This is a genomic window from Streptosporangium sp. NPDC050284 (assembly GCF_044459525.1).
Taxonomy (GTDB): domain Bacteria; phylum Actinomycetota; class Actinomycetes; order Streptosporangiales; family Streptosporangiaceae; genus Streptosporangium.
Genome location: NZ_JBITIZ010000006.1, coordinates 454103 through 480001, shown reverse-complemented (window position 1 = coordinate 480001; position 25899 = coordinate 454103). Strand labels below are relative to the sequence as shown.

Sequence of the window (25899 nt, the reverse complement as noted above, 5' to 3'; positions counted from 1 at the left end):
CTCGACCGCCTCGGACACCCCGGTGAGGTCGGCGGGAGGCGCCTCCTCGATGATCACATGGGAGTTCGTGCCGGTGGCTCCGAAGGACGAGATCCCTGCCCGGCGCGGGCGTCCGGAGTCCGGCCACGGCCTCGCCTCGGTGAGCAGTTCCACCGCGCCCGCCGACCAGTCCACGTGCGACGACGGCGCCTGCACGTGCAGCGTCCTCGGCGCGATCCCGTGCCTGATGGCCATCACCATCTTGATCAGTCCGGCGACTCCCGCCGCGGCCTGCGTGTGGCCGATGTTGGATTTGATCGACCCGAGCAGCATCGGCCGCTCGCGGTTCTGACCGTAGGTCTCCAGCAGGGCCTGCGCCTCGATCGGGTCACCCAGCGTCGTCCCCGTGCCGTGCGCCTCCACCACGTCCACCTCGGACGGGGTCAGCCGGGCACCGGCGAGGGCACGGTGGATCACCCTGCGCTGCGAAGGACCGCTCGGCGCGGTGAACCCGTTGGAGGCGCCGTCCTGGTTGACGGCGGAACCGCGCAGGACCGCGAGCACGCGATGGCCGTTGCGCCTGGCGTCCGACAACCGTTCGACGACGAGCATGCCGACGCCCTCCGCCCAGCCCGTGCCGTCGGCGGCGTCGGAGAACGCCTTGCACCGGCCGTCCGGGGAGAGCGCCCCCATCTCGCCGAACTCGACGAAACCCACCGGGGTGGACATCACGGTGACCCCGCCGGCGAGAGCGAGCGAGCACTCCCCCGACCGCAGCGCCTGCGCGGCGAGGTGCAACGCCACCAGCGACGAGGAGCACGCGGTGTCCGCGGTCACCGAGGGACCCACCAGGCCGAAGGTGTAGGAGAGCCGGCCGGAGATCACGCTGGCCGCCTGTGCCGTCTGCGCGTGGCCGTGGTGATCGCGGGGTGGCCGGTAGTCTCCGCCGGTGGCGCCGACGTAGACGCCCACGTCGCCGCCCCGCAGGCCGGCGGGGTCGATGCCCGCCCGTTCGAACGCCTCCCAGGCGGCTTCGAGCACCAGCCGCTGCTGCGGGTCCATCACCATCGCCTCACGGGGCGAGATGCCGAAGAAGCCCGGGTCGAAGTCGGCGACGTCGTACAGGAAGCCGCCTCCGGCCGCCGTGCTGCGACCGCGTCCTTCGGCGTCCCCGCCGGACAGCGTGGCCAGGTCCCAGCCCCGGTCGGCGGGGAACGCGCCGACCGCGTCCGCCTCCTCGGTGACCAGCCGCCACAGGTCCTCCGGCGAGCGGACACCGCCCGGGTACCGGCAGCTCATACCGACGATGACGATCGGGTCGTCCGTGAGCGCGGCCGGTACGGGCGCAGGACTCCCCTCGCCGAGACCGCCCTCGTCGGGGCTCTCCTCGCCGAGTACCAGGCCAGCCAGGTGTCCCGCGAGGTCCACCGGGGTCGGGTGGTCGAAGACGAGTGTGGCCGGCAGGGTCAGTCCGGTCGCGGCGTTGAGCTGGTTGCGCAGGTCGACCGCGGTGAGGGAGTCGAACCCGAAGTCACGGAAGGCCCGGTCGGCCTCGATCGCGGCGCTGTCCGCGTGCCCGAGGACCGAGGCCGCCCTGGCCACGACCAGTTCGAGGACGAGGCCCGTACGCTCGGCCGCGGGCAGCTTGAGAAGACGGTCCCGGAGTTCGGCCGCCACGGTGGGCTCGCCGTCGCGGGCACCGCCCGCCGCCTCGATCGCCTTCCGGGCCTGGGGCAGCTCGTCCAGCAGCGGGGTCGGCCGCAGCGCGAGGAAGGCCGGGGCGAACCGGTCCCACTCCACGTCGGCGACGGTCACCGCGCTCTCGCCGTTCGCGACGGCCCGGCCCAGCGCCCCGAGCGCGAGGGCGGGCGCGAGGGCGGGCAGCCCGTTCGCCCGTAGGTGCAGGTCCATTCCCCTGTCCGCGGTCACGCCGCTGTCGGCCCAGGCCGACCAGGACACGGCGGTCCCCACCGCGCCCCGGGCGCGGCGCGCCTCGATCAGCGCGTCCCGCACCGCCTCCGCGGCGGCGGCGGCCCCCCGGCCGGCGACACCCCAGACTCCGGAGAGCGAGCAGAACAGCACGAACGCGTCCAGCTCCCGGCCTTCCAGCAGGGAGTCCAGGTGGAGCGCCCCGGCGACGTGGGCCGCGGCGGTCTCGGCCAGGTCCGTGGGCTCGGCCCCTTCGAGGGGGGCGGCCCCTGCCGGTTCCTCGGCGTAGACGACCGCGTCCGGCGGGAACTCCGCCAGCAGGGCGGCCACGGCCTCCCGGTCCGCGAGGTCGCAGTGCCTGATCGTCACCCGGAGATCGGCGTCGGCGGGTTCCGCCCGACCGGCGCTCTCCCGTGGTTCCTCAAGCTCCACCGGGGCGGCGGTCTTCCCCGCCTCCACCCGGTCGGCGGCCTCCAGCCGTTCCAGGGATTCCACCCGACCCGCGAGCTCGCCGGCCTCCCCGGTCTCCCCGGGCTCAGCCGGGACCGGACGCCCGGCCAGTACGACCCGGTCGGCGCCCGCGTCGGCCAGCCAGCGGGCGACGCGTTCGCCGGAGACTCCCGTGTCCCCCGCGACCAGCACCGTGCCGCGAGGTCGCCAGGAGCGGTCGGCGTCCCCGGCGGGAGCCGGGACGAGCCTGCGGCCGAACACTCCCGAGGCGCGCACGGCGACCTCGCTCTCGCCGTCAGGACCGCCGGCCAGCACACCGGCGAACCTGGCGACGGCCCGCCGGTCGAGCTGTCCCGGCAGGTCGATCATGCCGCCCCAGCGCCGAGGGTGCTCCAGCGCCGCCACCCGGCCGAGGCCCCAGACCGCGGCCTGCCCCGGGCTCGGCGGGGCGTCGGACCGGCCCACCGACACCGCGCCCCGGGTGACGCACCACAGCGGCGCGTCGAGACCGGCAACGCCCAGCGCCCGCACCAACGCGGCCGTGAACGCCAGCCCGGGCAGACCACCCTCAGGTAGACCGTCCCCGGGTAGACCGGCACCGCCCGTCCCGGCGAGCGCGAGCAGGGAGATCACCCCCACCGGCGCCGGACCGTCGGGATCATCGAGTAGCTCGGCGAGCCTCGCGGCCAGCCGCACGGGGTCGGCGTTCGTGACGTCGAGACGCGTCAGTGCGCCGGGGTCGCCCAGGGCCGCGCCCACGGCGTCGAGAACCTCCGCCCAGCTCCCCTCCTCGGACAGGCCCGCCGGTACGGCCACCAGCCACCTCCCAGAAGGGACGGCGGACGGCACGGCGTCCAGGGGCTTCCACGCCACCCGGTAGCTCCAGGAGTCCACGAGGGTGCGCTCGCGACGCGCGCGGCGCCAGGACGACAGCGCGGGAAGCACCGTCGACAGCGACTCCGCCTCCAGATCCAGCGTGGCCGCCACGGACGTCAGGTCCGCACGCTCGATCGCGGCCCAGAACTCGGCGTCCACCGGGTCCGCCACCGGACCTCCATCCCGCACGGCGGCGGCCTCCGGCCAGTACCTCCGGCGCTGGAAGGGGTAGGTGGGCAGGTCGACGCGGCGCGCGCCGCATCCGGTGAAGAGGGACCGCCAGTCCACCGGCAGCCCGTGAACGTGCAGCCTGGCCAGCGCGTCCACGACCGACGCCTCCTCGCCGCGGTCCTTGCGCAGCAGCGGCACGACCAGGGTGCCGGTCTCGGTGTCGTCGGCCGCCAGGCAGTGCTGGGTCATCGCGGACAGCACGCCGTCCGGGCCGAGTTCGACGAACGTGCTCACGCCGGAGCCACGCAGGGTGCGCACGCAGTCGGCGAAGCGGACCGCCTGCCGGGCGTGGTCGACCCAGTAGCCGGGTGAGCAGAGCCGTTCGACGGCGACCGGCTCGCCCGTCAGACCGGAGACGAGCGGGATGGCCGGCGGTGAGAAGCCGATCCCTCGTACGGCCCGGCGGAACTCCTCCAGCATGGGGTCCATCAACGGCGAGTGGAACGCGTGAGCGACAGCCAGCCGGGTGGTCTTGCGGCCCTCGGCCGCGAAGTGGGCGGCGAGCTCGGTGACCGGCCCCTCCACCCCGGCGATCACCACCGCGGACGGCCCGTTGACCGCGGCGATCGACACCTCGTGCTCGCGTCCGGCGAGCATCGCCACGACCTCGTCCTCACCCGCCTGCACGGAGACCATCGCGCCCCCGGCCGGCAGCGCCTGCATCAGGCGCCCCCTCGCGGCGACCAGGGTGCACGCGTCCGCCAGCGTCAGCACGCCGGCGACGTGCGCCGCGGCGATCTCGCCGATCGAGTGCCCGACCACCAGGTCCGGGCGCAGTCCCCACGACTCCGCCAGGCGGAACAGGGCCACCTCGACCGCGAACAGCGCGGGCTGCGTCCACTGGGTCCGGTCGAGCAGCTCGGCCTCGGCGGAGCCCGCCTCGGCGAACAGGATCGTCCGCAGCGGATGGTCGAGCTCGACGTCGAACTGCGCGAGCACCACGTCCAGTGCCTGCGCGAACACGGGGAACCTGGCGTACAGCTCCCGGCCCATGCCGGGACGCTGGGAGCCCTGCCCCGCGAACAGCATCGCCGACCTGCCCGCCACCGCGGTGGCCTCGCCACGCGCGATCTCCGACGCACCGTCCGGGGTGGCCAGCAGCACCGCACGGTGCCGGAACATCGACCGGCTCGCCAGCGAGTAGCCGACGTCCACCGGATCGAGGCCGGAGTCGGCGGCCGGCAGCCGATCGAGCTGGGCTCGCAGCGCCTCCCTGGTCCGGCCGGAGACGACCCACGGCACGACCGCGGGAACCCTCGGCCCGCCGAGCGGCTCGGGCAGCCGCCCGTCGGGAGACAGCTCGCCGAGGGACCTCTCGCCGGAAGTCCGTCCGTCGAGAGACGGCTCGCCGGGAGAGCGCTCATCGGAGAACCGCTCGTCCGGGGGCGCCTGCTCCAGGATGACGTGGGCGTTGGTGCCGCTGATCCCGAAGGCGGAGACACCGGCCCGCAGCGGCCGATCCTTCCGCATCCACGGCCTGGCCTCGGTGAGCAGCTCCACGGCCCCGGACGACCAGTCCACGTGCGACGCAGGCACCTCGACGTGCAACGTCCTGGGCAGCAGGCCGTGCCGCATCGCGAGCACCATCTTGATCACACCGGCGACGCCCGCCGCCGCCTGCGTGTGGCCGAGGTTGGACTTGATCGACCCCAGCAACAGCGGGTGGTCCCGCTCCTGGCCGTACGTCGCCAGCAGGGCCTGTGCCTCGATCGGGTCGCCCAGCGCCGTACCGGTACCGTGCGCCTCGGCCGCGTCGACCTCGGCCGGGGACAACCCGGCCACGGCGAGGGCCTGCCGGATCACCCGCTGCTGTGAGGGGCCGTTCGGGGCGGTCAGCCCGTTGGAGGCGCCGTCCTGGTTCACCGCGGAGCCGCGTACGACGGCGAGGACCGGATGCCCCTCGCGCCGCGCGTCAGACAGGCGTTCCAGCACGAGCACGCCGACACCTTCCGACCAGCCGGTGCCGTCGGCCGAGTCGGAGAACGCCTTGCACCGCCCGTCCGGGGCGAGGCCGCCCTGCACGCTGAACTCGACGAACGAGTCCGGGCTCGACATCACCGAGACGCCGCCCACCAGCGCCAGCGAGCACTCCCCGCCGCGCAGGGCCTGCGCGGCCCAGTGGAGGGCGACCAGGGAGGACGAGCACGCGGTGTCGACGGTGACGGCGGGTCCCTCCAGCCCCAGCGTGTAGGAGAGCCGTCCCGACATGACGCTCGCCGTGGTGCCGGTGGCCACGTGCCCCTGCACGTCCGCGTCGGAGCCCTTGAGCAGGCCGACGTAGTCCTGGCCGTTGGTGCCCACGAAGACCCCGCCGTCGCGGCCCCGCAGGTCGAGGGGGTCGATGCCCGCCCGCTCCAGCGCCTCCCAGGACGCCTCCAGGACCAGGCGCTGCTGCGGGTCCATCGCGAGCGCCTCACGCGGCGAGATGCCGAAGAACTCGGCGTCGAACTCGGTCGCGTCCCGCAGGAAGCCGCCGACGTTCGTGGACGACAGCCCTCCCGCGAGCGCCTCCAGGTCCCATCCCCGGTCGTCGGGGAACGGGGAGAGACCTTCTCTCCCTTCCACCAATAGCCGCCACAGCTCCTCGGGGGAGCTCACCCCGCCGGGGAACCGGCAGCTCATGCCGACGATCACGATGGGATCGCCGTCGTCGGCACGGACGGCCACGGCCGGCGTGCGGGCGGCCGTACCCTCCTGCGACATCGAGCCGAGCAGCTCGGCCAGCAGGAAGTCCGCCAGCGCGCTCGGGGCGGGATAGTCGAACACCAGCGTCGCCGGCAGGGTGAGCCCCGTCGTCGCCGCCAGCACGTTGCGCAGCTCGACGGTGGTGAGCGAGTCGAAGCCCAGCTCCCTGAAGGGGCGGTCCGGTGCGATGCCGTCGGCGTCGGCGTGGCCGAGCACGGCGGCCACGCAGCCGCGCAGCAGGTCCAGGACGGCCCGGCCCCGCTCGGCGGCGGGCAGCCCGGCCAGCCGCCGCCGGAACGCCGGCTCGGTCGTGGCGGCCCCGTCCCCTCCGGCGCCGATCGCCCCCGCGTCCGCCACCGCCGCGGCCGCGGCGACCTCGGGCAGGTCGCTCACCAGCGGGTTGTGCCGGATCGCGGCGAAGGCGCCGACGAATCGGGACCAGTCGACGTCGGCGACGGTCAGCGTCGTGTCGTCCTGCTCGATCGCCTGCCGCAGCGCGTGGATCGCCAGGTCAGGAGACATCATCTCCAGTCCGGCCCTGCGCATCCGGTTCTCCACGCCGGCGGCGTCCGCCGCCATGCCGGCCCCGGCCCACGGTCCCCAGGCGATCGAGGTCGCCGCGAGGCCCCGCGCGCGCCGATGCTCGGCCAGCGCGTCGAGCACGGCGTTCGCGGCCGCGTAGTTCGCCTGCCCCGGCGAGCCGAAGGTGGCGGAGGTGGAGGAGAACAGCACGAACGCCGGCAGGTCCAGGTTCTCGGTCAGCTCGTGCAGGTTGAGCGCGGCGGCCGTCTTCGACCTCAGCACCGACGAGAGGCGTTCGGGCGTCAGTCCGTCGAGCACCCCGTCGTCGACCACGCCCGCCGCGTGGAAGACCGCGCTCAGCGGCCGGTCCCCCGGAATGCCGGCCAGCACGGCGGCCAGAGCGTCGCGGTCGGCGACGTCGCAGGCCACGAGGTCGACCTCGGCGCCGAGGCCGGTCAGCTCGTCCCGCAGTTCGGCCGCGCCCGGGGCGTCCGGCCCGCGTCGGCCGACCAGCAGGACGTGCGCGGCACCCGCGCGGACCGCCCAGCGGGCGACGCGTGCCCCGAGCGCACCGGTGCCTCCGGTGATGAGTACGGTGCCCGGGCCGATCGGGGCCGTGCCCGGCGGGGTGAGCTCCCGCGCGACGGGATTCTCGCCGATCGGGGCGTGCACCAGACGGCGGCCGTAGACCCCGGGGGTGCGTACGGCGAGCTGGTCCTCGCCCTCAAGGCCGGAGCCCCGGATGCCGGACAGCACGCCGACCAGGCGGGAGATCGTGCCCGGGTCGAGGCTCTCCGGCAGGTCGACCAGCCCGCCCCACAGATGCGGCTGCTCCAGCGCCACGGACCTGCCGAGCCCCCACACGGCGGCCTGCAGCGGCCGGGACACCCGTTCCGAGCGCCCCACCGACACCGCGCCTCGGGTCACACACCACAGGGGGACCTCGGCCCTGGCGTCGCCGAGGGCCTGCGCCAGCGTGACCGTGAGCGCCAGACCGGTGGGAACCCCGGGATGACCGGCGAGGTCGCGCTCGTCCAGGGCGAGCAGGGACACGATCCCGACGGGCCGGGGCCCCGCGGAGCACAGCTCCCGTACCCGTAAGGCCAGCGCCGCCCTGTCGGGTTCCCCGACCTCGATCCGGTCGGCCTCCGCGCCCAGCGCGCCCGCCAGCGAGGTCACCCACTCCTCGTCCGCGTACCCTTCGGGGATCACCACGAGCAACCGGGCTCCCGCGTTCGGGGAGGGCGAGACGGGTGGCGACCAGGGCAGCGGCTTCCAGACGGACCGGTACCGCCAGCCGTCCACGGCCGAGTGCTCCCATCGGTGGCGGCGCCACGAGGACAGCGCGGGCAGCAGCGTCTCCAGCGTGCCGCCGTCGACGCCGAGCCCTTCCGCCAGCGTCGCCACGTCACCGCGTTCCACCGCGTCCCAGAAGTCGGTGTCCGCCGCACCGGAGGACGCCGGTACGGCCGCCGCCCTCGCCTCCGGCCAGAACCGGCGGCGCTGGAAGGTGTAGGTCGGCAGGTCGACCGTCTCGGCGCCGGTGCCGGCGAAGAACTCCCGCCAGTCCACGGTGACGCCCAGGGTGTGCAGGCGGGCCATCGCGGTCGTGAGGGGCTGCTCCTCGCCCCGGTCCCGGCGCACCGTGGGAATCGTCCGGACGTCCGCGCGGTCCGCGAGGCAGTCGGCGGCGATCGCGGTGAGCACCGCGTCGGGGCCGAGTTCGAGGAAGGTGACGACGCCCTGCTCCGCGAGCCGGCGCACGCCGTCGCCGAAGCGGACCGGCCTGCGGACGTGCTCCACCCAGTAGTCGGGCGAGCAGAGCTGCTCCGCGGTCGCCGGCTCGCCGGTCACGTTCGACATGACCGGGATCTGCGGGGGCGCGTACGACAGGCCGCGAGCGACCCGGCCGAAGTCGTCGAGCATCGCCTCCATCCGAGGAGAGTGGAAGGCGTGGGAGACCTGGAGCCGCCTGGTCCTGCGCCCTCCAGCGGCGAGCCGCGCCGCGATCTGCTGGACGGCGTCCTCCTCGCCGGCGATGACGAGCGAGGTCGGGCCGTTGACCGCCGCGATCGACACCTCGTCCTCGCGGCTGGCCAGCAGCGGGAGCACCTCCTCCTCACGGGCCTCAAGGGCGATCATCGCCCCGCCCGTGGGCAGCGCCTGCATCAGGCGTGCGCGGGCCGCCACCAGGGTGCACGCGTCCGGCAGCGAGAGCACGCCGGCGACGTGCGCCGCGGCGATCTCCCCGACCGAGTGGCCGGTGAGGTGGTCGGGCCGCACCCCCCACGATTCGAGCAGCCGGAACAGGGCCACCTCGAAGGCGAAAAGCGCCGGCTGGGTGTAGCCGGTCTCGTTCAGCAGGGCGGCCTGCGCCGTACCGGCCGGGGCGAACAGCACCTCGCGCAGCGGGCGGTCCAGGTCCGCGTCCAGGTGGGAGAGCACCTCGTCGAGCGCGTCCGCGAACGCGGGGAAGCGACCGTACAGCTCGCGGCCCATCTCCGCGCGCTGCCCGCCCTGGCCGGTGAACATGAAGGCGAGGGAGCCGTGGACCGCGCTGCCGCGCAGGACGGTCCCCGCGACGACGGCGCCGTCCGGCGGCTCTTCCGCCAGCGCCCGCAACCCGTCGACGATCTCCTCGCGTTCCCGTCCGACGAGCGCCGCGCGCCGGTCGAGGTGGGAGCGCGAGGTCGCCAGGGAGAGGGCGACGTCCGCGGGGTGGAGGTCAGGCGACTCCTGGAGCAGCGACAGCAGCCGTCCCGCCTGGTGGCGCAGGGCCTGGTCGTTCTTGCCCGACACCAGAACGGGGACGACGACGGGCGCGGCCCCCCCGGCCCGCGCGGCGACGGGCGGCGCCTCCTCCAGCACCGCGTGGGCGTTGGTGCCGCTGAGCCCGAACGACGACACCGCGGCCCGGCGCGGATGCCCCGCCCGCACCCACTCCCTCGGCTCGGTGAGCAGCTCGATCGCGCCGCTTGACCAGTCCACGTGCGACGACGGGGTGTCCACGTGCAGCGTCCTGGGCAGCAGGCCGTGCCGCATCGCCATGACCATCTTGATCACGCCTGCGACACCGGAGGCCATCTGGGTGTGCCCGATGTTGGACTTGACCGACCCCAGCAGGAGCGGGCGGTCCCGGTCCTGGCCGTAGGTCGCGAGCAGCGCCTGCGCCTCGATCGGGTCGCCCAGCGCCGTACCGGTCCCGTGGCCCTCCACCGCGTCGACGTCCGCCGCCGCGATCCCCGCGTTGGCCAGCGCCTGCCTGATCACCCGCTGCTGCGAGGGACCGTTCGGCGCGGTCAGCCCGTTGGACGCACCGTCCTGGTTGATCGCCGACCCTCGGATGACCGCGAGGATCGGGTGCCCGTTGCGCTCGGCGTCGGACAGCCGCTCCACCAGCAGCAGGCCGACCCCCTCGGCCAGGCTCATCCCGTCCGCCGAGTCGGAGTACGCCTTGCACCGGCCGTCGGGGGCCATCGCCCGCTGCCTGCTGAACCCGATGAAGGCGTCGGGGGTGGACATCACGGTCACTCCACCGGCGAGCGCGAGCGAGCTCTCGCCGTCGCGCAGCGACTGGCAGGCCATGTGCAGCGCCACCAGCGACGACGAGCACGCGGTGTCCAGTGTGACGGCCGGCCCCTCAAGGCCGAACAGGTACGACACCCGGCCGGACAGCACGCTGGAGATGGTGCCGGTGATCAGATGGCCCTCCAGGCCCTCTCTTCCGCCGGCCATCGCCAGAGCGTAGTCCTGGTAGCTGGCCCCGACGAAGGTGCCGGTCAGGCTGCCGCGCAGCGACGAGGGGGCGATCCCGGCCCGTTCGACGGCCTCCCAGGCCGTCTCCAGCAGCAGCCGCTGCTGCGGGTCCATCGCGAGCGCCTCGCGCGGCGAGATCCCGAAGAAGTCCGCGTCGAACTCCGCCGCGTCGTGCAGGAAGCCGCCCCAGGTGGAGTACGTCTTCCCCGGCCGGCCCGGATCGGGGTCGTAGAGCCCTTCGGCGTCCCAGCCGCGGTCGCCGGGGAACCCGGAGATCGCGTCGACCCCGTCGAGGACGACCTGCCACAGCCGCTCGGGGGAGCGAACCCCGCCCGGGTAGCGGCAGGCCATTCCGATGATCGCGATCGGCTCGTCCGAGGCGGCCCGCGCGGGACCGGCCACGGCGACGGGAGTGGCCCGCACCCCGGCGATCTCGGCGCGCAGGTACCCCGCGAGCGCCTCCAGGTTCGGGTGGTCGAACACCAGCGTGCTGGGCAGCGCGAGGCCCGTCGCACCGGCGAGCCGGTTGCGCAGGTCGACCGCGGTCACCGAGTCGAAGCCCATGTCACGGAACGCCTGCCGCTCGGCGACGGCGTCGGCCGAGGAGTGGCCCAGCACGGTCGCCGCCTGGGCGCGCACCAGCTCCAGCAGCAGACGGTCCCGCTCGGACGCGGGCAGCCCGCGCAGCCGGGTGACGAACTCCCCGTCGCTCGCGGCGATCGCCGGCCGCTCCGCGGCCTCCTCCAGTCGCCGTACGGCGGGCACCTCGCCGAACAGCCGGCTCGGCCGTGCGGAGGTGTAGACGGGGAAGTACCGCTCCCAGTCGACGTCGGCGATCGCGAGCACGGTCTCCTCGCCGTCCAGCGCCTGCCTGAACCCTTCGAGCGCCAGGTCCGGCTCCATGAACACGAGCCCGCTGCGCAGGATCTGCTCGGGATCGACCCGTCCGAGATCGCGGTCGTCCGACCAGATACCCCAGGAGATCGACGTGGCCGGCAGCCCTCTGGCACGCCGGTTCTCCGCCAGCGCGCCGAGGTAGGCGTTGCCCGCCACGTACGCCGCGTGCCGCCCGCTGCCCCACATCCCCGCCGTCGAGGAGAACAGGACGAAGGCCTCGACCTCGTCGGCGTCCAGCAACTCGTCCAGGTGCCTGGCGCCGAGGACCTTGGCCCGCACCACCTCGGCGAACGCCTCGACGGTGGTGTCGTTCAGCGTGTGCAGCTCGATGGAGGCGGCGGCGTGCACCACCGTACGGACGACGTGGCCCTCCGCCCGCAGCCGCGCGAGCAGGCCGGCGACGGAGTCGCGATCGGACACGTCGCACGCCGCCATCGTCGCGGTCGTGCCGAGTGCGGCCAGCTCCGCCAGCAGTTCGGCCGCGCCGGGGGCGTCCATGCCGCGGCGGCTGGTCAGCACCACGTGCTCGGCCCCCTCGGCCGCGAGCCTGCGGGCCAGGTGGGGGGCGAGCGTTCCCGTGCCGCCGGTCACCAGGGTGGTCCCGCGTGGTGTCCACCCACGCGCCGGTTTCCGGTCGGCCGCCGGCGCCGGCACCACCCGTCTGGCGAACACGCCCGAGGTCCTGATCGCGAGCTGGTCCTCGCCGCCGCCGCCCGCGAGGATGCTCGCCAGACGCCGCGCCGCGCGCTGGTCGAGCGTCCCCGGCAGGTCGACCATCCCGCCCCAGCGTCGCGGGTGCTCCAGCGCGGCCGTCCAGCCCACGCCGTGGACCTGCGCCTGGACGGGGTTGGTCACCTGGTCCGACCGGCCGGTGGAGAGCGCGCCCGTGGTGAGGCACCACAGGGGCGCGTCGATCTCCGCGTCGCCCAGGGCCTGTACGAGCGCGACGGTGAGTGCCAGACCGACGGCCAGCTCCGGGTGGCGGCCGGCGGGCTGCTCGGCGAGGGCGAGCAGGGACACGACGCCGGAGATGTGTTCTCCCTCGCCGGGCGAGACGTCCGGCCCGGCGCCCGGTCCCCCGGCATCGCCAGGCGCACCGGACGGCGGACCGGTCAGCACGCGTGCCAGCAGGGCGCGGTCGGTACACGACTCGTCGAGCGCGACCCTGCGGACCCGCGCGCCGTGCGCGGTGAGCGCTTCGGCGACGTCGTCGCCCTCCAGGCCCTCCGGGGTGACGAGCAGCCACGTGCCCGACAGGGAGGCGGAGGCGGGGCCGGTCACCGGCCGCCAGGCGACGCGGTAGCGCCAGGAGTCCACGGTGGACCGGGCCCGCTGCCGGCGACGCCAGGACGACAGCGCGGGTACCACCTCGGCGAGTGCCCCCGCGCCCACGTCCAGTCCGGAAGCGAGCGAGTCGAGGTCCTCCCGCTCCACCGCCGCCCAGAACCGCTCGTCCGCCGGGTCCGCCGCGCCGGCCGTCGGCGCCTCGGCGCGCTGTATCCAGAACCGTTCCCGCTGGAAGGCGTACGTCGGTAGTTCCACCCGGCGGGCGCCCGTGCCTTCGAAGACCGTTCGCCAGTCGACCGGCACACCGCGTACGAACACCTCCGCCAGGGAGGTGAGAAAGCGTTCCGTGCCGCCCTGGTCGCGGCGCAGGGTCCCGGTGACCACTGGGAGCACTGTGATCCCGCCTGTCTCCTCGGCCGCCTCCTCGGCCGTCTCCTGGATCGCGCCCGTCAGCACCGGGTGCGGGCTGACCTCGATGAACGCCCGGTGCCCCTCGGCCAGCAGGCACCGCACCGCGGGTTCGAACCGGACGGCTCGGCGCAGGTTGCGGTACCAGTAGCCGGCGTCCAGCTCCGTACCGTCCAGCCACTCCCCGGTCACCGTGGACAGGAAGGGCACCTCGGCCCGCTCCGGCCGGATCTCCGACAGGGCTCGCGGCAGCTCCTCCTGGAGGCGTTCGACGTGGGCCGAGTGCGAGGCGTAGTCGACCGCGACCCGCCTGGAGCGCACCCCCTCCTCGGTCAACCGCTCCGACAGCTCGTCGAGCGCGCCGGGATCGCCGCACACCACGACCGAACGCGGCCCGTTGACCGCCGCGACCGAGATCCGCTCGTCCCAGGGGCGCAGCCTCTCCTCGACGTCGGGCAGCGGAAGCGAGACCGACATCATCCCTCCGGCGCCGGCCAGCCGCCGCGCGATGGCCTGGCTGCGCACCGCCACCACCCTCGCGGCGTCGTCCAGGGAGAGCGCGCCCGCCACGCAGGCGGCGGCGATCTCCCCCTGGGAGTGCCCGATCACCGCGTCGGGCTCCACCCCGTGAGCGCGCCACATCGCCGCGAGCGAGACCATCACCGCGAACGACACCGGCTGCACGACGTCCACCCGGTCCAGCGACGGCGCGCCCTCCGCCTGGCGCAGCACGTCGATCAGCGACCAGTCGACGTACCGGCTCAGGGCGAGGGCGCACTCGGCGACACGTTCGGCGAACACCGGGGACTGCTCAAGCAACCGGGCGCCCATACCGGCCCACTGCGCGCCCTGGCCGGGGAACACGAAGACCGTCTTGCCCTCGGCGTCCGCCATGCCCTGGATCACACCCGGCGCGGGCTCGCCCGCGGCCACCGCGCTCATCGCGGCGGAGAGCGACTCGCGGTCACCGCCCACCACGACCGCGCGGTGCTCGAACGCCGACCTCGACGTCACCAGGGAGAAGCCCACGGCGGCCGGATCGAGATCACCCACGGTGCCGTGGTCGGCGATGTGCGAGGCGAGCCGTCGCGCCTGCGCGCGCAGCGCCTCCTTCGTCCTGCCCGACACCACCCACGGCACCGCGCCGAGAGCGAGAACGGGGTCGGAAGCCGCGGCTGCGGAATCCTCGCGGCCGTCGGGACCGGCGAGCGCGACCTCGCCGACCGGCTCCTCCGCGTCCGGCGCCTGTTCGAGGATCGCGTGGGCGTTCGTGCCGCTGATCCCGAAGGAGGACACGGCGGCCCGGCGCGGCCTTCCGGTCTCCGGCCACGGGGTGGCCTCGGTCAGCGGCTCGACCGCGCCCTCCGTCCAGTCCACGTGGGACGACGGCGTGCCCACGTGCAACGTTTTGGGCAGCGTCCCGTGCCGCATCGCCATGACCATCTTGATCACGCTGGCCACGCCCGCCGCGGACTGGGTGTGGCCGATGTTCGACTTGACCGACCCGAGCAGGAGCGGGCGCTCCCTGTCCTGCCCGTATGTGGCGAGGAGTGCCTGGGCCTCGATGGGGTCGCCCAGGCCGGTCCCCGTGCCGTGCGCGTCGATCGCGTCGACCTCGGCCGCCGACAGCCGCGCGCCCGCGAGCGCCTTGCGGATCACCCGCTGCTGTGAGGGGCCGTTCGGCGCGGTCAGACCGTTGGAGGCGCCGTCCTGGTTCACCGCGGAACCGCGCACCACCGCGAGGATCGGGTGGCCGTTGCGCCGCGCGTCGGACAGCCGCTCCACCAGGAGCAGGCCGACCCCTTCGGCCAGGCTCATCCCGTCGGCCGCGTCGGAGAACGCCTTGCACCGGCCGTCGGCGGCGAGTGCCCGCTGGCGGCTGAACGCCACGAAGGCCGCCGGGGTGGTCATCACCGTCACGCCGCCCGCCAGGGCGAGCGAACTCTCGCCCTCGCGCAGCGACTGGCAGGCCAGATGCAGCGCCACCAGCGACGACGAGCACGCCGTGTCGACCGTGACCGCGGGACCTTCCAGGCCCAGTACGTACGACACCCGGCCCGACAGCACGCTCGGGATGGTGCCGGTGACCTGGTGTCCCTCGGCGTCGGCGGAGTCCGAGCCGTACTCCTGGTAGCTGGAGCCGATGAACGTGCCGGTGGAGTGGCCGCGCAGCGTGAGGGGATCGATGCCGGCCCGCTCGATGGCCTCCCACGCGGTCTCCAGCAGCAGCCGCTGCTGCGGGTCCATGGTCAGCGCCTCACGCGGTGAGATACCGAAGAACCCGGGGTCGAAGTCGCCGGCGTCGTGCAGGAACCCCCCTTCGACCGAGTAGGTCGTGCCGGAGTGATCGGGGTCGGGGTCGTAGAGCCCTTCCGCGTCCCAGCCCCGGCCCGCGGGGAATCCGGAGATCGCGTCGCCCCCCTCGGTCACCAGTTCCCACAGCTGTTCCGGAGAGCCGACGCCGCCGGGGAAGCGGCAGGCCATCCCGATGATCGCGATCGGCTCGTCGGCGCGGACGGCGATGGAGCCTCCGGCTGTGTCTTCGCCGTCTTCGCCGTCCTCACCGGCCGTACCCTCCGCGCCCGCGACCCGCGCCCGCAGGAACTCCACCAGCGCGGCCGGGTTCGGGTGATCGAACACCAGCGTGCTCGGCAACGCCAGACCGGTCACCGCGACGAGCCTCTTTCTCAGCTCCACCGCGGTGAGCGAGTCGAAGCCCAGCTCTCGGAAGGCGCGCCGCTCGGAGACCGTCTCGGCCGAGGCGTGTCCCAGCACGGCCGCCACCTCGGCGCGTACCAGGTTCAGCAGCTCGCGCCGGCGCTCCTTGTCGGTCAGGCCACGTAGCCGCGCGACGAATTCCGGGTCGCCGGAGGCTCCTGGCCCGTCCTCGCTCTCGCGCTGCGCCCTCACCTCCGCGAGCTCGCCGAACAGGTTGCTGGGCCGGGTCGAGGTGAAGATCGGATAGAACCGGTCCCAGTCGACGTCGGCGACCGTCACCACCGCGTCCCTGCCGCCGACCGCCCGGTTCATCTCGCCGATCGCGATATCGGGGGGCAGCAGGGCCAGGCCGCGCCTGAGCAGGTAACCGGCCATGCCTCCCTCCGCGGCCATGTCCCCGGCCGCAGCGGCGTCCCCCTGCCCGGCCGTGTCGCCCGCCGCAGCCGTGTTTCCCTCCGCGGCAGCGCCCCTCGCACTGTCCCCCGTGAGGTCCCCCGCGACGGCCATGCCCGCTTCCGCCCACGCGCCCCAGGCCACCGACGTCGCGGCGAGACCTCGCGCGTGCCGGTGCTCGGCCAGCGCGTCGAGATAGGCGTTGGCCGCCGCGTAGGCGCCCTGCCCAGCGCTGCCCCACACCCCGGCGATCGAGGAGAACAGCACGAAGAAGTCGAGCTCGCGATCCCCCAGCAGGCCGTCCAGGTTGGCGGCACCGGCCACCTTTGCCGTCGTCACCTCGGCGAGGGTGGCGGCGTCCGCCCGCTCAAGGGGTGCGACGGCCTGCCCCACCCCGGCCGCGTGGACGACCCCGGTGAGCGGGTGCTCGGCCGGGATCGTGGCCAGCACGGCGGCGAGCGCGTCGCGGTCGGCCACGTCACAGGCGACGACGCTCACCTCGGCACCCAGCGCGAGCAGCTCGTCGCGCAGCTCCGGCGCCCCGGGGGCGTTCATGCCGCGCCGGCCGGTCAGCACGAGACGCGTGACGCCGCCGCGTACCAGCCACCGCGCGGTGGCCGCGCCGAGGGCACCGGTCCCACCGGTGATCAGCACCGTGCCGCCGGAGCCCAACCCGACGGTGCCTGAACCCGATATCCCACCACCGGAACCCGACGCCGTACCACCGGAATCCCGCACGACAGCATCGGAATTCGACACCGCACCGCCGGAACCACGCACGGCACCGCCGGTCGGGCCGGCCTGGCCGGACGCGGCGGGGTGACGCCGCAACCGCCGCCCGAACACGCCCGACGCCCGCACCGCCACCTGGTCCTCGCCGTCCAGGCCCGCCAGCACGCTCGCCAGCCCCTGGGCGCAGCGTCCTTCGACGACCTCGGGCAGGTCGACCAGACCACCCCAGCGCTCCGGATGCTCCAGGGCCGCGACCCGGCCCATGCCCCACACCTGCGCCTGCACAGGACGGGTCACCCGATCGCCGGGAGCCGCGGACACGGCGCCACGGGTGACACACCACAGCGGCGCATCGATCTCCGCGTCGCCGAGCGCCCTCAGGAGCGCGACCGTGAGTGCGAGACCGCTCGGCACCGCCCCACCGTCCTCGACGGGCGCCTCCGCGGGCGCGAGCATCGACACCACACCGGAGATCTCGTCCAGCTCCCCGAGCCGGGCCGCGAGCGACGCGGGGTCGGCTGGATCGGCATCCGTCCCCTCCAGCACGAGCCGCTGCACCCGCGCCCCGTGTCCCTCCAGCGCGGCGACCACGTCGCCGTCCGAGATCCCGTCGGCGGTCACGACCAGCCAGGTGCCCTCCAGTACGGCGAGAGGGGGCGTACGGCGGGGCTTCCACTCCACCCGATAGCGCCAGGAGTCGAGCGTCGCCACCTCGCTCCGGCTCCGCCGCCACGACGACAGGGCCGGGAGCAGGGTGTCCAGCGAGGAGGCGTGCTCGTCGCGCAGGCCGAGGATCGCGGCCACGTCCCCGGCGTCACCGCGCCCGACCGCGTCCCAGAGCCGCGCGTCGGCCGGATCGGCGACCGCGTCGTTCGCGACGGGCGGCGGCTCCGGCCAGAACGACTCGTGCTGGAACGCGTACGTCGGCAGGTCCACCCGGCGGGCCCCGCGCAGCAGGGCCGGCCAGTCGACGCGCACGCCGTTCACATGCAGCTCGGTCAACGCGGTCATGAGCGCGGCGCCCTCGCCGCGGTCGCCGCGCAGCACGGGCAGTAGCAGCGCCTCCGCATCCTCGGGGAGGGCGTCCTGGGCCATCGCGGTCAGCACGCCGTCCGGCCCGATCTCCAGGAACGCGGTCACGCCCGTCCCGTGCAGTTCCCGCACGCCGTCCCGGAACCGGACGGTCTCCCGCACGTGCCGCACCCAGTAGTCGGGGGAGCACACCTCGTCCGTGACGAACCCACCGGTCACGTTGGAGATCATCGGGATCCGAGGGGGCGCGTACGACACCGTCTCGGCGACCGCCCTGAACTCCGCGAGCATCGGCTCCATCAACGGGGAGTGGAACGCGTGCGACACCCGCAGCCGCTTGGTCCTGCGCTCCTGGGCGGCCAACCCGGCGGCGACCTCCAGCACCGCGGCCTCGACCCCGGAGATCACCACCGACGCCGGGCCGTTCACCGCCGCGACGGACACCTCGTCCTCGCGCCCGGCCAGCGCCTGACGGATCTCCTCCTCACTCGCCTGGATCGCCACCATCGCGCCACCGGCGGGGAGCGCCTGCATCAACCGGCCCCGCGCGGCGACCAGCGCGCAGGCGTCCTCCAGCGTCAGCACCCCGGCGACGTGCGCCGCGGCGAGTTCCCCGATCGAGTGCCCCGCCAGCGCGGCCGGACGCACGCCCCACGACTCGACCAGCCGGTACAGCGCGACCTCAAGGGCGAAAAGCGCCGGTTGCGTGTACGCCGTGCGGTCGAGCAGTTCGGCGTCGAAGAAGAGCGCCTCCCGCAGCGGGCGGTCCAGGTGAGGACTCATCCGGGGAGCCAGCGCCGCGAGCACGCCTTCGAGCGCCTCCGCGAACACCGGGAACCGCTCGTAGGTCTCCAGGCCCATGCCCACTCGCTGGGCGCCCTGGCCGGTGAACAGGAACGCCGGCCTCGGCTCGTCCTTGGCCTGGCCTCGTACGACTCCCGGCGCGGTCAGGCCTCCGGCCAGCGCACGCAACCCGGCCAGCGCTCCGGCGTGGTCCTCGGCCCGCACGACGGCCCGGTGCTCGAAGAGAGAACGGGTGGTCACCAGCGAGAACGCGATATCGGCGAGGGACGCCTCGGGACGGCCTTCCAGGTGGGACAGCAGCCGCGCGGCCTGCGCCCGCACCGCCCCCTCCGTCCTGCCGGAGACCGGCAGCGGCAGCGGCAGGCCCGCCGTCGGCGACCCGGCGGCCGAGGGCGTCTCCCCGTCGGCCGACGGGGTCCCCTCGGCGACGTCCTGTTCGACGCCCTGCTCGATGATGAGGTGGGCGTTGGTGCCGCTGAAGCCGAACGAAGACACGGCGGCCCGGCGCGGGTGACCCGTCTCGGGCCACTCCCGCGCCTCGGCCAGCAGCTCCACCGCGCCCGCGGCCCAGTCCACGTGCGAGGACGGCGCGTCGACGTGCAGGGTCCTGGGCGCGACGCCGTGCCGCATCCCCATGATCATCTTGATCACACCGGCGACACCCGCAGCCGCCTGCGTGTGACCGATGTTCGACTTGATCGACCCCAGCAGCAGCGGCCGGTCCTCCGGCCGGTCCTGACCGTAGGTGGCGAGCAGCGCCTGCGCCTCGATCGGGTCACCGAGAGTGGTCCCGGTCCCGTGCCCCTCCACCACGTCCACCTCGGACGCCGACAGGCGCGCTCCGGCCAGGGCCTGGCGGATCACCCGCCGCTGTGAGGGGCCGTTCGGCGCGGTCAGCCCGTTGGACGCGCCGTCCTGGTTCACCGCGGAACCCCGCACCACCGCCAGCACGTCGTGACCGTTGCGCCGGGCGTCCGACAGGCGCTCCAGCACCAGCACCCCGACGCCCTCGGCCCAGCTCACGCCGTCCGCGCCGTCCGCGAACGACTTGCATCGCCCGTCGGCGGACAGCCCTCGCTGCCGGGAGAACTCCACGAAGGCCCCGGGCGTGGCCATCACGGTCACACCGCCGGCCAGGGCGAGCTCACACTCCCCCGAGAGCAGTGCCTGTGCGGCCAGATGCACCGCGACCAGCGAGGACGAGCAGGCCGTGTCGACCGTCACGGCCGGCCCTTCCAGCCCCAGCGTGTAGGACACCCGGCCGGAGACGACGCTCGCGGCGGTCCCCGTACCCCGGTAGCCCTCGAACTCGCCCGCGCCCAGGATCCCGCTGTAGTCGGTGTACATCACCCCGGCGAACACGCCCGTCCGGCTGCCCCGGAGCGTGGCCGGGTCGATTCCCGCCCGCTCGACGGCCTCCCAGGAGGTCTCCAGCAACAGGCGCTGCTGCGCGTCCGTCGCGAGTGCCTCCCGCGGGCTCATTCCGAAGAAGTCCGCGTCGAACTCCGCCGCGTCGTGCAGGAAGCCGCCCTGCCTGGTGTACGAGCTGCCCGCGTGGTCGGCGTCCGGGTGGTAGAGCACCCCCAGATCCCAGCCGCGATTGACCGGGAAGCCCGTGATCGCGTCATGGCCCTCCGCCACCAACCGCCACAGGTCCTCCGGCGAGGCGACGCCACCCGGATAGCGGCAGCCCATCCCGACGATCACGACCGGGTCGTCGGCGACCGGCGTGATCGTGGCCGGAACGGCGACGTCCCGCTCGCCCAGCGCCTCCTCCAGCAGGAACTCCGCCAGCACGGCGGGCGTGGGATGGTCGAAGACCAGCGTGGCCGGCAGGCGCAGCCCGGTCGCCGCGTTCAACCGATTGCGCAACTCCACCGCGGTCAGGCTGTCGAAGCCCAGCTCCCGAAACTCCCGCCGGACGTCCACCGCCTTCGGCGAGGTGTGCCCCAGTACCAGTGCCACCTCGGTACGCACCAGGTCCACCAGTAGCCGGACACGCTCGGCGGGTTCCGCCCCGATCAGCCGTCCCACCAGCGCGCCGTCGCCGGCCACGGCCGACGCCATCCCTGACACCGCCGACCTGCGGACCCCGCGCACCAGCCCGCGCAGCAGGTGCGGCACCTCACCACCCACCCGCACCGCCGCCAGGTCCAACCGCACCGGAACCACGGCGGGCCCGCCGGACCCGATCGCCGCCTCGAACAACACCACACCCTGCTCCGGCGTGATCGCCGACATCCCGGCACGCGTCAACCGACGCGCCTGAACCTCGTCCAACCCACCCGTCATCCCCGCGCCCTGCTCCCACGGACCCCACGCCAACGACACCCCCGCCAACCCCAGCCCCCGCCGATACTCCGCCAACGCGTCCAAGAACGCGTTGCCCGCCGCGTAATTGCCCTGCCCCGCCCCACCGAACGTCCCCGCCACCGACGAGAACACGATGAAATCGGCCAGATCCTCATCCTGGGTCAGCTCGTGCAGATGCCACGCCGCATCCACCTTCGGCCGCAACACCACATCCAGATCCTCAGCCGACAACGACGGAATCGTCCCATCGGCCAGCACACCCGCAGTGTGAATCACCGCCGTCAGCGGATGTTCCTCCGGCACCCCGGCCAGCAACGCCGCCACCTGATCCCGATCGGCCACATCACACGCCGCGACCGTGACCTCGACCCCATGCGCGATCAACTCCGCCTGCAACTCCACCGCGCCAGGGGCGTCCAGGCCCCGGCGGCTGGTCAGCAGCAGACGACGCACCCCACGCTCGGCCACCACATGCCGCGCGAACAAACCCCCCAGACCACCCGTACCACCAGTGATCAACACCGTCCCCTCGGAATCCCAGACCCGCCCCTCACCCAAGCCGGAGACGGAACCGGACCCGAGATCAACACCACGCTCGGAGGCGGGCGTCACCCGCGTCAGGCGCGGCACCCGCACCTCACCCCTGCGCACCGCCACCTGCGGCTCACCCGAGGCCAGCACCCCCGCCAACACAGACGACGACAACTCATCGTCGATGTCCACCAGCACGAACCGACCAGGATTCTCCACCTGCGCAGAACGCACCAACCCCCACACCGCCGCAGCCCCCAAATCCACGACCACCTCACCCTCACCCGCGACCACCGCACCCCGCGACACCACCACCAACCGCGAACCCACACACCGCTCATCGGCCAACCACCCCTGCACCAACCCCAGAACACCAACCGCCAAAGCACGCACCGCCCCCACCACCGCGCCCGCCTGATCCGAGACCGCCTCGGTCACCACCGCGTCCGGCACCGGCCCCGCCACCAGCGAGGACAGATCCTCATGAGCCGGAATCGCCTGCCCTGCCGCCCGCCATGCCTCGGCGACACCCAGCACGTCCGGGCCGAGCACCGCCACCGGTGACACCTCACCCGAAGAGGGCTCCGCCACCGGCGTCCACTCCACCCCGAACAGCGCCTCCCGCTCGACTCCCCCGCTCTGGAAGGCCGCGCCAAGCCGGTCGGACGGGATCGGGCGCAGCACCAGTGAGCGCACCGAGAGCACCGGCTCCCCGACCACGTCCACCGCGCTCAACGACAGCTCACCATCACCCACCCACGCCAACCGCACCCGCAGCACCGACGCCCCACCCGCGTGCAGACACACCCCACCCCACGAGAACGGCAACCGCACACCCTCAAAACCATCCAGATCAGCAAAAGCCACCACATGCAACGCCGCATCCAGCAACGCCGGATGCAAACCGAAACCACCCGCATCGGCAACCTGCTCAGGCACCACCACCTCGGCGAACAGCGCACCGTTCACCCCCCGCCACGCCGCCCGCACCCCCTGGAACACCGGCCCGTAATTCAACCCGCTGCCGGCCAGCCGCTCGTACAACCCGTCCACCTCGACCACCGACGCACCCCTCGGCGGCCACACCTCACCCTCGAAAGCCTCGAACTCCTCCCCGGCCCGGCCACCGGCCGCCGCACCGTTACTTCCCGCGCCGATCCCCCCACCGGCCAGCACACCACTCGCGTGCCGTACCCAGGCGTCGTGTTCACCGGCCCCCGCAGGCCGAGCATGAACACTCACCTCACGCCGACCCACCCCATCCGCAGCCCCCACCCGCACCTGCACCGCCACCGCATCGTCCTCACCCAGCACCAACGGCGCCACCAACGTCAACTCCTCCACCACCCCACACCCGACCTCATCCCCCGCCCGCACCACCAACTCCAAAAACCCCGTACCCGGGAAAATCACCATCCCGCCCACCACATGATCCGCCAACCACGGATGCGACCCCAACGAGACACGACCCGTCAACAACGCCTCATCACTATCGGCCAACCCCATGACCGCACCCAGCAGCGGATGCCGGGCAGCCGTCAGGCCGAGCCCTCGGGCATCCCCGGTCGAGGTCGGGTTCGGCCAGTACCGCTCGCGCTGGAAGGCGTACGTCGGCACCTCCACCCGGCTGGCACCGGGGAAAACCGCCTGCCAGTCCACCGGCACCCCGCGCACGTGCAGGGCCGTCAGCGCCGACATGACCGCCGTTCGCTCGTCGCGCCCTCCGCGCAGTACCGGCACCAGCACCGCGTCCGCCTCCCCTGCGGGGTCCGTGGCGTGTAGGTGCGAATCCGGCGTCGAGTCGGTGTCACGTGAGTCCGGACTCGCGGCGAGGGTGTCGGCGGCCATCGCGGTGAGCACCCCGTCGGGGCCCAACTCCAGGTAGGCCCGAACCCCCTGGCCGTGCAGGGTACGGATGCCGTCGGCGAAGCGAACCGCGCCACGCACCTGTTCCACCCAGTACTCCGGCGAACACAACCGCTCCGCCGTCGCCGACTCCCCGGTCAACGTCGACACGATCGGGATCTCCGGCGGGCTGAAGGAGAGCGACCCGGCCACCGCGCGGAACTCCTCCAGCATCGGGTCCATCAGCGGGGAGTGGAACGCGTGCGACACCCGCAACCGCTTCGCCCTGATACCCCGCTCCTCCAGGGCGGCGGCCACCTCCAGCACCGCCTCCTCAACCCCGGAGATCGCCACCGACGCGGGACCGTTCACCGCCGCGACCGACACCTGCTCCTCACGTCCGGCCAGCAGCTCGACGACTTCCCCCTCGGAGGCCCGCACCGACACCATCGCCCCACCGGAGGGAAGCGCCTGCATCAACCGCGCCCGCGCCGCCACCAACACGCACGCGTCCTGCAGCGACAACACCCCCGCCACATGAGCAGCGGCGATCTCCCCGACCGAGTGCCCGGCCAGCACGTTCGGCCGGATCCCCCACGAGGACACCAGCCGGAACAGCGCCGTCTCCACCGCGAACAGCGCGGGCTGCGCCCACCCCGTCCGATCCAGCAACCCCGCCTCCGCCGACCCCGGCTCGGCGAACAACACCTCACGCAACGAGCCCTCAAGCAGCGGATCCAGCTCCGCGACCACCTCGTCCAACGCGGCCGCGAACACCGGGAACCGCTCGTACAGCTCCCGGCCCATCCCCGCCCGCTGCGACCCCTGACCGGTGAACAACACCGCCAGCTTGGCCTGCCTGCCATGGCCCTTGATCACACCGGCGGCGCCGCCGTCCGCGAGCGACGTCAGCCCCGCTCGCAGTTCGGCGTGATCGGCGGCGAGGACCCCCGCTCGATGCTCGAACGCCGACCGCGTCGTGGCCAGCGAGAACGCCAGGTCGTCCAGCGACGTCTCGGGCGCACCGTCCACATGGGCGAGCAGGCGCGCGGCCTGGGCCCGCAGCGCCTCGTCGGTCCGGCCCGACAGCAGCACGGGCACCACGCCCGCGGGCGTCCTGCCGGCCGCGGGCGCGTCCGTTTCAGGCTCCGGCGCCTCCTCCAGCACCACGTGGGCGTTGGTGCCGCTCACCCCGAAGGAGGACACCCCCGCCCGGTGCGGCTGCCCGGTCTCGGGCCAGGACCGCTGCTCGGTCAGCAGCTCCAGCGTGCCCGCGGACCAGTCCACCCGCGACGAGGGGGCGTCGACGTGCAGTGTCTTCGGCAGCACCCCGTGCCGCATCGCGAGCACCATCTTGATCACACCGGCCACACCGGCGGCGGCCTGCGTGTGACCGATGTTCGACTTCACCGACCCCAGCAGCAGGGGTCGTTCCCTGTCCTCGCCGAACGTGGAGATCAACGCCTCGGTCTCGATCGGGTCGCCCAGCGTCGTACCGGTCCCGTGTCCCTCCACCACGTCGATGTCCGCCGCCGACAGCCGCGCGTTCGCCAGGGCATCACGGATCACCCGCTGCTGTGAGGGGCCGTTCGGCGCGGTCAGGCCGTTGGAGGCGCCGTCCTGGTTCACCGCGGAACCACGGATGACCGCGAGCACCTCGTGCCCGTTGCGCCGGGCGTCCGACAGCAGTTCCAGCACCAGCACGCCCACGCCCTCGGACCAGCCCGTGCCGTCGGCGCTGTCGGCGTACGCCCTGCACCGCCCGCTGGGCGACAGACCACCCTGGCGGTTGAACTCGATGAAGGTGCTGGGCGTCGACATGACCGTCACACCGCCCGCGAGCGCGAGGGTGCACTCACCCGTCCGCAGCGAGTGCGCGGCCCAGTGCAGCGCGACCAGCGAGGACGAGCAGGCCGTGTCCACCGTCACCGCCGGGCCGACCAGGCCGAGCGTGTACGACAGCCTGCCGGACATCACGCTGTTCGCCGTACCGGTGAGCCCGAAGGCGTCGATGTCGTGCGGCAGGGTGTCGCGGTAGTCGGGGGACATCGCGCCGATGAAGGCGCCCGTCTGGCTGCCCCGCAGCGCGATCGGGTCGATGCCCGCTCTCTCGACAGCCTCCCAGGTGGCTTCGAGCAGCAACCGCTGCTGCGGATCCATGCCCAGCGCCTCCCGGGGGGAGATGCCGAAGAAGCCGGCGTCGAACTCCGCCGCGTCGCGCAGGAAACCACCGGACAGCGACGGCGGTACGGCGTCGCCGTACTCGTCGCGGAGCCGGTCGAGGTCCCAGCCGCGGTCGGCGGGCGGCTCGGATATCGGGTCGCCGCCCTCGGCGAGCAGCCGCCACAGGTCCTCGGGCGAGGCCACACCGCCCGGGTAGCGGCAGGTCATCCCGATGATCGCGATCGGCTGCTGGTTCTGTTCCTCAAGATCGTGGACGCGTTGACGGGTGCGCCGGAGATCGGTGGTCGCCCGCTTGAGGTATTCCCGGAGTTTCGCTTCGTTGTCCAC

General features: G+C 73.7%; 1 protein-coding gene (running past one end of the window). It reads right to left on the bottom strand.

Translation table 11 applies throughout. The annotated features are described in order from the left end of the window. Window positions 1-25899, bottom strand: the 5' portion of a protein-coding gene (locus ACIBH4_RS17585; RefSeq protein ID WP_399172367.1) for a type I polyketide synthase. 3702 nt of this gene lie to the left of the window's left edge; the window shows 25899 of its 29601 coding nt (coding positions 1-25899); it begins with the start codon at window positions 25897-25899; its stop codon lies beyond the left edge, outside the window.